Origin of the sequence: uncultured Cohaesibacter sp. (genome assembly GCF_963556055.3) — a bacterium.
Lineage (GTDB): Bacteria > Pseudomonadota > Alphaproteobacteria > Rhizobiales > Cohaesibacteraceae > Cohaesibacter.
This window is the reverse complement of sequence record NZ_CAUVYE020000007.1, coordinates 18,255-30,394: the sequence shown is the minus strand read 5'-3', so window position 1 is coordinate 30,394 and position 12,140 is coordinate 18,255. Positions and strand designations below refer to the sequence as shown.

The 12,140-nt window shown below is 52.9% G+C and carries 12 protein-coding genes; 6 read left to right on the top strand and 6 right to left on the bottom strand.

Features of this window, described 5'->3' with window-relative positions:
- The first annotated feature begins 10 nt into the window (after positions 1–10).
- Complete coding sequence (locus tag ACHZB8_RS01650; protein WP_316858425.1) at positions 11–655, top strand: septation protein A; 645 nt, start codon at positions 11–13, stop codon at positions 653–655.
- 54 nt (positions 656–709) lie between these two features.
- Here the strand turns inward: ACHZB8_RS01650 and ACHZB8_RS01645 are convergent, their stop codons facing one another.
- The 5 genes from ACHZB8_RS01645 to ccmA form a co-directional block, all read right to left on the bottom strand.
- Entirely contained in the window at positions 710–1,315 is a 606-nt protein-coding gene (locus ACHZB8_RS01645) for a DsbE family thiol:disulfide interchange protein (protein ID WP_316858281.1), read from the bottom strand.
- A gap of 76 nt (positions 1,316–1,391) precedes the next feature.
- Entirely contained in the window at positions 1,392–1,568 is a 177-nt protein-coding gene (ccmD, locus tag ACHZB8_RS01640; protein WP_316858280.1) for a heme exporter protein CcmD, read from the bottom strand.
- 57 nt (positions 1,569–1,625) lie between these two features.
- Positions 1,626–2,408: a heme ABC transporter permease gene (locus ACHZB8_RS01635; protein WP_316858279.1), complete on the bottom strand. Its 783-nt coding sequence runs from the start codon at positions 2,406–2,408 to the stop codon at positions 1,626–1,628.
- A gap of 178 nt (positions 2,409–2,586) precedes the next feature.
- A complete protein-coding gene (gene ccmB, locus ACHZB8_RS01630; protein ID WP_316858424.1) occupies positions 2,587–3,246 on the bottom strand; it encodes a heme exporter protein CcmB in 660 nt (219 codons plus the stop codon).
- Positions 3,247–3,257: 11 nt separating this feature from the next.
- The gene (ccmA, locus tag ACHZB8_RS01625) at positions 3,258–3,911 is read right to left on the bottom strand and encodes a heme ABC exporter ATP-binding protein CcmA (RefSeq protein ID WP_316858278.1); all 654 of its coding nucleotides are present in this window, start codon (positions 3,909–3,911) and stop codon (positions 3,258–3,260) included.
- Positions 3,912–4,398: 487 nt separating this feature from the next.
- Between ccmA and ACHZB8_RS01620 the strand changes: the two genes are divergently transcribed.
- The 4 genes from ACHZB8_RS01620 to ACHZB8_RS01605 all read left to right on the top strand — a co-directional run bounded on the left by ACHZB8_RS01620 (position 4,399) and on the right by ACHZB8_RS01605 (position 10,612).
- Positions 4,399–7,191 carry a bifunctional aconitate hydratase 2/2-methylisocitrate dehydratase gene (locus tag ACHZB8_RS01620; protein WP_316858277.1) on the top strand — a complete coding sequence of 931 codons (2,793 nt, stop codon included), beginning with the start codon at positions 4,399–4,401 and terminating at the stop codon, positions 7,189–7,191.
- Between the two features lie 737 nt (positions 7,192–7,928).
- Complete coding sequence (locus tag ACHZB8_RS01615) at positions 7,929–8,861, top strand: cyclase family protein (protein ID WP_316858276.1); 933 nt, start codon at positions 7,929–7,931, stop codon at positions 8,859–8,861.
- Positions 8,862–9,201: 340 nt separating this feature from the next.
- Complete coding sequence (locus tag ACHZB8_RS01610; RefSeq protein ID WP_316858275.1) at positions 9,202–9,639, top strand: GNAT family N-acetyltransferase; 438 nt, start codon at positions 9,202–9,204, stop codon at positions 9,637–9,639.
- A gap of 112 nt (positions 9,640–9,751) precedes the next feature.
- Positions 9,752–10,612 carry a DUF1989 domain-containing protein gene (locus tag ACHZB8_RS01605; protein ID WP_316858273.1) on the top strand — a complete coding sequence of 287 codons (861 nt, stop codon included), beginning with the start codon at positions 9,752–9,754 and terminating at the stop codon, positions 10,610–10,612.
- Positions 10,613–10,625: 13 nt separating this feature from the next.
- Here the strand turns inward: ACHZB8_RS01605 and ACHZB8_RS01600 are convergent, their stop codons facing one another.
- Positions 10,626–11,060 (bottom strand): EamA family transporter, encoded by a 435-nt coding sequence (locus tag ACHZB8_RS01600; protein WP_316858271.1) that lies wholly within the window; start codon positions 11,058–11,060, stop codon positions 10,626–10,628.
- 41 nt (positions 11,061–11,101) lie between these two features.
- On the opposite strand from ACHZB8_RS01600, the gene mgrA reads away from it, so the two are divergent.
- Positions 11,102–12,130, top strand: a complete 1,029-nt coding sequence (mgrA, locus tag ACHZB8_RS01595) for an L-glyceraldehyde 3-phosphate reductase (RefSeq protein WP_316858269.1) — start codon at positions 11,102–11,104, stop codon at positions 12,128–12,130.
- Positions 12,131–12,140: the final 10 nt, after the last annotated feature.

The following is a 12,140-nucleotide window of genomic DNA, read 5'->3' as shown; positions in this document are numbered from 1 at the left end:
GATTTTCAATATGGATGATACCAACAATCAGAGTGGACAACCGGCCGAGCCGCAACTGGATCAGGCGCAATTGCTCAAACTGGCACTGGAGCTGGGGCCGCTTGCCATCTTCTTTCTTGCCAATGCCAAGGGCGATTTGCTGGCCAAATGGATCCCGGCATTTGCGGACATGAAGCCGATCTTCATTGCGACTGCGGCCTTCATGATCGCGACCATCATTGCGCTGGTGATTTCGCGCGTCAAACTGGGCAAGCTGCCGGTGATGCCGATGGTGTCCGGGGTGGTGGTGTTCGTGTTTGGCGGGTTGACGCTTTACTTGCAGGATGAAACCTTCATCAAGATGAAGCCGACCATCATCAATTTCCTGTTCGGATCGGTGCTGCTTGGCGGACTGTTTTTTGGCAAAACACTGCTTGGCTATGTGTTTGATTCCGTTTTCCAGCTGACCAGAGAAGGCTGGCGCATTCTGACGCTGCGCTGGGGTCTTTTCTTTCTGTTTCTGGCAGTGGTCAATGAAGTGATATGGCGAAATTTCTCGACCGACATGTGGGTCAATTTCAAGGTCTTCGGGGTGATGCCGATCACGATGATCTTCGGAGCCTTCCAGATGCCGCTTCTTACCCGACATGCACCCTCGGTCGATGAGGAAAAATAGGTGCAAGCCCAGGCGCTAGTCGTGAGGAGCCAATCTCGTATGGCTCTTTGCGGGCTATTTGCCTTCTGCGAGAATCTCTTCCAGTTTCGGCATGAAACTGCTGGCAAGGCTGCTTCTGGTCAGTGCGCCGATATGCTTGTAGCGAATGGTGCCCTGGCGATCGACAATGAAGGTCTCGGGTGCGCCATAGACTCCCCAGTCAATGCCGACACGACCTGATACATCCATGGCAATGATATCAAACGGGTTGCCATGGTTTTTGAGAAACCGTGCCGAGTTCGCCGGCTCGTCCTTGTAGGCAAAGCCAACCAGCTCAAAACGGTTGTCCTTGGTCATTTCAAGCAGCAAGGGATGTTCGTCGCGACAGGTCGGGCACCAGGAGGCCCAGACATTGACCACCGAAACCTTGCCCTTGAAGTCAGACGTTTTCAATCCTGGAATGGGACCATTGTCCGGTGTCTTGATACCGAATGATGCATCAAGGGCCGGCAAGTCAAAGTCCGGTGCGGGTTTGTTGATCAAGACGCTGGGCACCTCGTTCGGGTTGCGGCCAAACTCCATCTGGTAAATGAATAGGGCTGCCAGACCAACAAATGCGATCAAAGGCAACAGAACAAAGAAGTTGAAACGGCTCTTCTGGCTTTCTTCGGTCGGTTTCACGCTGGAGAATTCCTTGTTGTTGTTAGTCAGCTTGTTTGGGCTTATTCAATGCGTCTTTGCTGGGCGATGAACAGGATCATTTATTAGCATGATCGGAGCGCCGCCGGATGCCCCTTTCGTTAAGCTCGGATAATGTTTTGTTTAGGATCCGTCCATCCTGATACACCCAAATGATGAGAAGAAGAATGGTGACAGCGGAAATTCCATAGGATGCGAGGATATATCCCGAGTATTTTCCAAAGATTTCAATCATGGCCTGAAGTCATCCGTTGGCTGTTCGACTGGTTCGTCTTGATCATTCTCTTGCGGTTCATGGTGTGGAAGGCGTGGCGACAGAGGTTGCTCCCGAGCCGGCTTTGCGGGCGGCTCTCATTTGCATGGAGCGGATCCGGCGACGCAGGATTTCGTTTTTCATTGCCTTCAAATGCAGAACGGTGAAAAGCAGGGTGGAAGCGACGGCCATGATCAACAGCGGCACCAACATGGAGCTTGCCATTTTGGGGCCGTCCATGGTGAACACGGTGGCTGGCTGATGGAGCGTGCTCCACCAGTCGACAGAGAATTTGATGATGGGGATGATCACAAATCCCACAAGGGTCAGAATGGCAACCGCCTTGCCGGCCCTGATCGGGTCTTCGATTGCACGCCAGAGAGACATCAGGCCCAGATAGATGATGAACAGGATCAGCATCGAGGTGAGACGTGCGTCCCATACCCACCAGGTGCCCCACATGGGTTTGCCCCAGAAACTGCCGGTCGTCAGGCAGATGAAGGAAAAGGCAGCGCCAAGAGGGGCTGCGGACTTGGCGGAGACGTCAGCCAGGGGATGTTTCCAGACCAATGTGCCAAGAGAGGCAATCGTCATCACGGTATAGGCGAACATGGCAAGCCAGGCGGCTGGTACATGAATATACATGATCCGCACTGTGGCCCCCTGCTGATAGTCTTCGGGCGAAGCAAAAAGCGAGAAATAAAGTCCGACAGCAATTGAAAGAATGGTCAGAATCAAGAGCGGTTTCATGATCCGATCAAGGATAATCAAAAAGCGTGTGGGATTGGCCAGCTCCCAAATATGGAATGATTTTTTTCCCATCCTAGTCACCTTCGTTCACTCGGTATCGACTTCGCTTGGCTTGTGATCGGTTTGTCGTTGCGACTTCATTTCAAATTGGTGTCAGTCACCATGACAAATATCATGAGATGTGGCTTCGGCGAATTACGATTTGGTAACAAAGCCAATTGTTGCCAAACCAATTCCGTGTTTTTGCGTGTTATTCCTGAGCTGATCGCAGGGCGGCGGCCGCGGCTACAGGTCCGACGACCAGATAGAGCAGGGATAAACCGCAAAGAATATAGAAAGGCGTGTCAAACGGGGCCGGGTCGGTGACCGCTCCCAAAGAGGCGCTAACCCCGAAAATCAGGATCGGGATGGTGAGGGGCAGGATGAGGATGGAGAGCAAAAGCCCACCCCTGCGCAGGATGACGGTCAATGCAGCACCTACCGCCCCGATGAGCGTGAGGGCGGGGGTGCCTATCAGCAAAGTGGCGGTGACTGCGGCAATGCCGATGGGTTCGACATTCAGAAACAGCGAGAGAAGTGGCGTGGCAATGACGAGGGGCAGGCCGGTCGATACCCATTGAGCGATGCATTTGATCAGAATGATCAGCTCGAGAGGGTGCTCGCTGAGCAACAGAAGATCAAGCGAGCCGTCCTCCTGATCTGCCTGAAACAGCCGGTCGAGCCCCAACAATGTTGCAAGCAGGGCTCCGATCCAGAGAATGGCCGGACCAATGCGGGCCAGAAGGTTCAGATCCGGGCCGACGGCAAAGGGAAAGATTGTGACCACGATGAGGAAAAACAGGACGCCCATCATGGCTCCGCCACCTATGCGGACAGAGAGTTTCAATTCGCGGGAAAAGAGTGCGCCCATGGCAGACATGATCAATCCTCCAACTCGGACGTTGATGCGTGATGGTGATGCTGAAGATGCAGGCGCTCTGGGTCTATCAGGCCCAAAGGTGCGTGGGTCGCCGCGATGATCATTCCTCCACTTGCGAGATGTTCGGCCATCAGAATTTCCAAACGGTGTTCGGATGCCTTGTCGAGTGCCGATGTCGGCTCGTCGAGCAACCATATGGGGCGATGGCTCACCAGCAGGCGGGCCAGTGACAGGCGCCGCCGTTGGCCTGCGGACAAGTAGGCGGTGGGGAGATCGATAAGGTCTTCGAGCTCCACTTCTTGCAAGGCTTCATAGGGGCTTCTGGTGGGATGGCCAAAGAATGTCTGCCAGAAATGCAGGTTTTCCTTGCAGGTGAAGGCTGCCTTGATGGGTTCGGCATGGCCGAAATAGTGGACTTGCTGGCCAACGGTCAATTCTTCGTCACCACCTTCCAGTTTGATCGTTCCCTTATGGGAGCGAACAAGGCCGGCCAGCGTGCGCAGAAGCGATGACTTGCCGATACCGTTCGGTCCGGTAATGACCAGAGCATTGCCACTTTTTAATGTAAAAGTCACATTTTCAAGAACCAGTCTGCCTCCACGGACACATCCCAGTTGGTTCACATTGAGGATCAGGTTTGAATTTTGAGGTGTCACAGGGTGGATACTCACTGTTTGGACTGAAAATCGCAACAAATCTTGACATGAATTTCATTCTTTTTACTGGATTTTCCTTGTTGGCGGTATTCCAGCTCATGCCAATATATTCGGGTTATAAAAAACCGCAGTCAAGACCATCGGTTATCTAGCCATTGAAATGAAAAGGCCCTAAAACAGGCCCATTCAATGCCTACGGTTTTTTACGGGAACCAAATCGGTTTCGAGTTTTGGATGGCGTATCTGGTTGCTTGTAGACTCTCGTATGCGACTTATCTCAATAGGTGCACGGCTCGGCGCTTCTCGTTTGGCGAGCTGCTCCTGTTTTGCAAAACCGAGTGATGATCGACGACGGAGCAATGTTCGACGGTCGAATGCATTGCGAGTTGATCTCATTCCATTCAGGACGGCACGGTTAAATCGCCTTCTTTCTTGCAAGTGACGGAAAGGGGCAGGCAGAGCTTAAAACGGATATACTGGGACCACTATGACCTTATATACAAACTATCTCGACGAAATCGAAACCCGTAAAATTCAAGGTTTGAACCCCAAGCCGATCGAGGATGCTGCTCTATTGAATGAAATCATCGAGCAGATCAAGGATGCCGGAAGCGAGCACAGGGCGGAATCCCTAAACTTCTTCATCTATAACACGCTGCCCGGTACGACCAGTGCTGCTGGCGCGAAAGCTGCCTTTCTGAAAGAGATCATCCTTGGCGAGGCGAACCTTGAAGAGATTACTCAAGCCTTTGCCTTCGAGCTTCTGTCTCACATGAAGGGTGGTCCATCGGTCGAGGTTCTTCTCGATCTGGCTCTTGGTGAAGATGCCTCCATTGCGGGTCAGGCTGCGGACGTCCTTAAAACCCAGGTCTTCCTTTATGATGCCGATACCGATCGCCTTCAGGCTGCCTACAAACAAGGGAATGCTTTTGCCAAGGATATCCTTGAAAGCTATGCCAATGCCGAATTCTTCACCAAACTGCCGGATATCGAGGAAGAAATCGAGGTCGTGACTTATGTTGCGGCCGAGGGTGACATTTCCACCGACCTTCTCTCTCCGGGCAATCAGGCCCATTCTCGTGCGGACCGGGAGTTGCACGGCAAATGCCTGATCTCGGAGCAGGCACAGAAGGAAATTCAGGCGCTGAAATTGCAGCATCCCGGCAAGCGTGTGATGCTGATCGCGGAAAAAGGCACCATGGGTGTCGGCTCTTCGCGCATGTCCGGCGTCAACAATGTGGCGCTCTGGACCGGCAAGCCGGCCAGTCCCTATGTGCCTTTCGTCAACATCGCTCCGGTCGTGGCGGGCACCAATGGCATTTCTCCGATTTTCCTTACCACCGTCGGTGTGACAGGCGGCATCGGGCTTGATCTCAAGAACTGGGTCAAGAAGGTTGATCAGGACGGCAAGCCAATCCTCAACAATGATGGCAATCCGGTTCTCGAGCAGAAATATTCGGTCGATACCGGGACTGTCCTGAAGATCAATTCGAAAAACAAAAAGCTTCTGAATGAAGATGGCAGTGAAGAGCTGGCCGATGTGGCGTCTGCCTTCACACCGCAAAAGGTCGAGTTCATGAAGGCTGGCGGGTCTTATGCCATCGTCTTCGGCAAGAAATTGCAGACATTTGCCGCTGAAACCCTCGGCATCGAAGCGCCAGCTGTGTTTGCTCCGGCCAAGGAAGTCACTTCTGAAGGTCAGGGTCTGACTGCGGTTGAGAAAATTTTCAACAAGAATGCCGTGGGTGTCTCTTCCACATTGCCGCTGCTCGCGGGCTCTGACGTTCGCGTCAAGGTCAATATTGTTGGTTCGCAGGACACGACCGGTCTGATGACCGCACAGGAGCTGGAATCCATGGCGGCAACCATCATTTCTCCTACTCTTGATGGAGCCTATCAGTCCGGTTGTCACACGGCTTCGGTATGGGATCTGAAGGCTCAGGCCAACACGCCGAAACTCATGGCCTTCATGAACAAGTTCGGGCTGATCACCGGTCGCGATCCGAAGGACGTCTATCATCCGATGACGGATGTGATCCACAAGGTGCTGAACGACATTACAGTGGATGACTGGGACATCATTATCGGTGGCGACAGCCATACGCGCATGTCCAAGGGCGTCGCTTTCGGGGCTGACTCCGGGACCGTTGCTCTTGCATTGGCAACCGGTGAAGCAACCATGCCGATTCCTGAATCGGTCAAGGTGACCTTCAAGGGCAAGATGGCCGATTACATGGACTTCCGTGATGTGGTTCATGCGACCCAGGCCCAGATGCTCAAGCAGCATGGTGACAACGTCTTCCAGGGTCGTGTGATCGAAGTGCATATTGGTACGCTGCTGGCTGACCAGGCCTTTACCTTCACGGACTGGACCGCCGAGATGAAAGCCAAGGCGTCCATCTGTATTTCCAATGATGAAACCCTGATCGGGTCGCTGGAACTGGCCAAGAGCCGTATTCAGGTGATGATCGACAAGGGCATGGATAATGACAAGAAAGTGCTTCAGGGTCTTATCGACAAGGCCGACAAGCGCATTTCCGAGATCAAATCCGGCGAGAAGCCAGCGTTGATCCCTGATGGCAATGCGAAATATTTCGCCGAGGTGGTTGTTGATCTCGATGAAATCAACGAGCCGATGATTGCCGATCCGGATGTCAACAATGCTGATGTTTCCAAGCGCTATACCCACGACACGATCCGTCCCGTCTCCTACTATGGCGGCGACAAGAAAGTGGACCTTGGGTTTGTGGGCTCATGCATGGTGCACAAAGGCGATATGAAGATCGTTGCCCAGATGCTCAAGAATCTTGAAAAGGCAACGGGCAAGGTGGAGTTTAAGGCTCCGCTCGTGGTCGCTGCTCCGACCTACAACATCATTGACGAGTTGAAGGAAGAGGGAGACTGGAGTGTTCTTGAAAAATACTCCGGCTTCGAATTTGACGACAGCGCACCCAAGACAACTGCTCGTACCGAATATGAAAATATTCTTTATCTGGAACGTCCGGGCTGCAACCTTTGCATGGGCAACCAGGAAAAGGCTGCCAAAGGCGACACCGTTCTGGCGACCTCGACCCGTCTTTTCCAGGGCCGCGTAGTGGCTGACAGTGCCGAGAAGAAAGGGGAGTCCCTGTTGGCATCAACCCCGGTTGTTGTTCTGTCGGCGATCCTTGGCCGTACGCCAACGCTGGAGGAATATCAAACTGCGGTGGAAGGTATCAATCTGACGAAATTTGCACCGCCTCTGGAAGTTCCGGGCACAGCAAGGTCCGTTCACTATTAAGCGAGCGGACAAGGATCTGATCAGGGGGCTGGTGCGGTTATGGTTGTCCGCTCCCTGACTGACTCTTTGCGGCTCGGGATTGTTCCAATATTGGCTTGCTGAAGAAAGAAGCGGAACCGGCGATGGCGATGCGGGCTTCGTCAACATTTCATTTCACGCGCCAATGAGGGCCTTGCGGCCCATCCTGTTGCCAGCTTTCACGATTCGACCCGAGGCATGACATGTGCCTCGGGTTTTTTGATGTCTGAAGCCTCGTCTTTGCCAAAAGAGCGAAAACCAACGGGTACGCCTTTGTGTTGATCACATTGTGGGCAACATTTCATTTTTTTGCCCGTCAATCATTTGATTTCAACAATTGTATCACGATGTGGGTGGATGGGGAGATTCCGCATTGTACTAATGTCCATATTGCGATACACATATCCCGTAAGGCGGAACAGGTGAGGAAACAAAAAGTTGGCCGAAGTGGAGGACCCACGAAGACTAAGCCGATCATGAAACGGTTTGTTCTTTCCGACCAAACCACATCATGACAGAGGCAATCTTAAAGGTCGCTGATCACCGGCGTCCGTAGAAACGGTAAGGTTTGCCGGTGCTGCGGACAGTCAATGGGAGTGATGCAAACACTCTGTTGGCTTTTGCCTGCGTCCCTGTCGAGGAACAGGCCCTTCAGGGTTTGAGGGATGCGCTTGTGTTGTTTTCAAGCTCTTTTTTGAGCGACAATGATGGAGTCTAAAATGGGAAAAAAAGTTTTCGTCGATCTGAGTCATCCGTTCTTTGGTGATATGCCACTGTGGCCATATTTCTCCAAACCGGAAATCGCTCCAATGCACAGCATGGCCAAAGCAGGTGTTTTGACCCAGTCGATCAAATGCACCATGCATACCGGTACTCACTGCGATGCTCCCCGTCACGTCATGGAAAAAATGTTCGACGGCAGCCGCGCGCTTTATACTCATGAGCTGCCTGTTGACGCCTATTGCGGCGACGCTGTCTGCCTTGACGTTCGCGTAGATCGCTGGAAGCTGATCATGCCGGAAGATCTTGAAGCAGCTGTTGAGCGCGCTGGCATGAAACCGTCTGATCTGGAAGGCATGGTTGTTTGCCTCAATACCGGCATGCACCGCATCTTCGACGACACCAAAGAATATTATCATTATTCTCTGGGTACCGGCATCGACGCTGGTAAATGGTTCGTGGATCACAAAGTCAAAGTGGTTGCTCTTGACCAGCAGGCTCTTGACCATCCGCTGCACACGTCCATGGGCAATAACGGTACTTGCATGAAACTGCCTGGTTACACTGGCCGTGACATCTGTCAGGAATATATCGATGAATTCGGTGAAGAAGCCTATGCCGAATTTGACCGCGAGCTCTATATCAAGATCCATGGCAAAGAAAAATACGACGAAAAATTCGGTGATCTGGAAGCCATCGGTTGCCCTGGCACCTGGGAACCATGCCACAAATATCTGCTGGGTCATGGCATCGTCGGCGTTGAAAACCTTGGCGGTGATCTCGACAAGGTCAAAAACAAGAAATTCCGCTTCTTCGCTCTGCCAATCCGTTGGCACATGGGCGACGGCTCCATGGTTCGCTGCGTTGCTGAGATCGATGAAGACGAGTTGGTTGAAGCAGAACCACGCCTCTATAAATATGGCGCTATGTAAGATCGCATAGGCAATAGGCCGGGCAGCGCGCATTGTCTCGCTTTCCTGCCTGTTGGTTGCCAAGACTGATCAAAGTGGAATCCCGGCCTGTTTGTCAGGTCGGGTTTTTTTGTCACGTTGACTTCGAATGGATCAGTGTGTAATCCCGCCAGTGTCTGTCTTGCAAATGGAGTTTTGATGTCCCGTTGATGGTCAGGAAGCCAAAGGGCTTCCCCTTTTATTTCCGGATCCCGTAAGCATCGTGCGCCATGCCGTGCGAGGGGTTTGTGTAACCATTTGACGACTATCGGCAAGCACATGGAGTGATGTGCAATTGCCCCATTTTCAGGACATAAAGATCATGATCCGTAAATTTGAAACTGACGATACTGAAGCCGTGATGACGGTGTGGCGCAGTGCCAGTGATCTGGCCCATCCCTTTCTTTCCGAGGAATTTCAGCAAAGGGCGGAAAGGCTGACACGTGACATCTATCTCAAGATGGCAGAAACCTGGGTCTGTGAACAGGATGGACAAGTGGTGGGCTTCATCGGGCTGCTTGATGATTTGATCGGCGGGCTGTTCGTTCATCCAGATTGTCATGGTCAAGGCATTGGACGGGCGCTGGTCGACAAGGCCGTGACGCTGAAGGGTGATCTCGTGGTAGAGGTTTTTGTCGACAATCCCATTGGTCGGCGTTTCTATGCTGCCTACGGGTTCGAGGGAGAGAAACAGGTGAATGACCCGCATTCGGGCTTCCCGCTTCTTCGCTTGCGTTTCAGGACACAGAAAACCCAATAGGTCGATGATAAAAAAGTCCCGGCATTTTTCTCAATGTCGGGATTTTTCATTGCATTGGAAGGCGCGGAACTGTCAGAATAGTGCATTGTTCCTTTCTGATTTGAGATTTCCCATGAGTCCTTCATCGATACCTGAGGACGCCGATGAGCGTCGCTCTGTCAAACCCGTCATTTGCTATCCAACCGAGACATTGCCGAAAGCGGATGTTGCGCTTTACCAATCGGCCTTTGAGGGAGCGGAGAAGGTTGACGAGGTCATCGTGCCGCCACGGGATGCTGCCGCTATCGAGGTGCCAGCGGGCCATCTTCTGCGGATTGTCTGCCCGGAAGGGCCACAAGTCGGTGATCTCAATCTTTTTAACAGCACCAATCTCGATGAGCGTTTCTACTCGGGCAAGACGCGGGCCTTGCATGGCTCGCACGTGAGCATCGGTGACCAGCTCTGGTCAAGCTTCCCCCATATGCGTCCGATGGCAACGGTGATCGAGGACTCCCTTGCCTGGTACGGCATCGATGAGTTTGGTGGTTCGGTGCATGATGTGATCGGGACGCGGTGCGATCCCTATACTGCGCGGATCTTAGGTGGAGAGGATTATCACTATTGCTGCCATTCCAATCTGACGCGGGCTCTGAGCCGCGCCCGGAATCTGCCGCTCAAAGAGGCTGAAGGTCATATCCACGATGTGCTTAACGTCTTCATGTGTACCGGTTTTACTCGCGATACCGGGCAGTATTTCATGAAGGCAAGCCCGGTGCGCGCTGGCGATTATCTGGGGCTCTTTGCGGAGATCGATCTTCTGGCGGTGCAAAGCGCTTGTCCGGGCGGCGATTGCTCGGCCGAGCATTCAAGCGATGTCGCCGCCTGCTATCCTCTCTTGATGGAGGTGTATAAGCCGGTTGCGGGTCGCCTCGTTGGCTGGCAAAGCCCACCGGTTAATGCTTATGATGGCAGTCACGGCTGCAATGCTTGCTGATTTGTGCCGTGTTTCAGAACAAGGCGATCAGGGTGGCGCCGGTGGCAATGAAACCAACACCGAGCCAGCCGCCCAAAGAGAGCTGTTCGCCAAGGAAAAGGGCGCCAAATAGGGCTACCAGCACCACGCTCAATTTGTCGATGGGAGCGACCTGAGACGCCTGGCCGATTTTCAGGGCTCTGAAATAGCATATCCAGGATGCGCCGGTCGCAAGACCGGACAGGACGAGGAAAAGAATTGATTTGGCGCTGAGAGAAAATGGGCTTTCCCAGCCGCCGATGATTGTCAGACTGACAGCAAGTGCGATAAGAATGACGATTGTTCGGATGAACGTGGCAAAGTCGGAACCGATGTCTGCCACTCCGATTTTCGCGAAGATTGCCGTCAGGGCCGCAAAGGTTGCTGACAGAATTGCCCAGAATTGCCAGGAAAGCATGAGATTGCGCATTGATGTCCGATCTCGATCGTTTAGTGAATTGGAGGATTTGAATGACTTATTGTCCCGCGAATAACCGATACGATACCATGCCTTATCGTCGGTGTGGAAAGTCGGGGCTGAAATTGCCCGCCATATCGCTTGGCCTGTGGCACAATTTTGGCCATACAACCCCCTTCGAGACAAAGCAGGCGATGTGCCGGACGGCCTTTGATCTGGGCATTACCCATTTTGATCTTGCCAACAATTATGGCCCGCCTCCGGGGTCGGCCGAGGAAGCCTTCGGCGAAATCCTGCGTACTGATTTCAAGGCGCACCGTGACGAGCTGATCGTCTCTTCCAAGGCAGGATACTATATGTGGGAAGGGCCTTATGGCGAGTTCGGCAGTCGAAAGAATCTGATTGCCTCTTGCGACCAGTCCCTCAAGCGCATGGGGCTTGAGTATGTGGATATTTTCTATTCGCACAGATTTGACCCGGAAACACCGCTGGAAGAAACCATGGGTGCGCTTGATAGCATTGTCAGGCAGGGCAAGGCGCTGTATGTGGGCATTTCCTCTTACAATTCAGAGCGCACGCGCGAAGCGGTTCGGATCCTGAAGGATCTCGGCACCGCGTGTCTCATCCATCAGCCTTCCTACAACATGCTCAATCGCTGGCTGGAGCGGGATGGTCTGAAAGATACCCTCAAGGAGCTGGGTGTCGGCTCGATTGCTTTCACGCCACTGGCGCAAGGCATGCTCACCAACAAGTATCTTAATGGTATTCCTGAGGATTCCCGTGTGGTGCGCGGTGGTTTCCTCAAGAGGGAAATGATCACCGAAGCTGCGGTTGAGAAGCTGAAAAAACTCAATGAGATTGCGGCGCGGCGGGGGCAGTCTCTTGCCCAGATGGCGATTGCCTGGGTTCTGCGCGATGAAGGTATTACCACGGCGCTGATCGGCGCGTCCCGCCCTGAGCAGATCATCGATTGCGTCGGTGCGGTGGGTAATCTTGAATTCAGCGCAGAGGAGCTTCAGGAAATCGATCACTACGCTGAGGATGAAGACATCAATATCTGGAAAAAGTCTTCCGATTTGTAAGTCTTCCGCT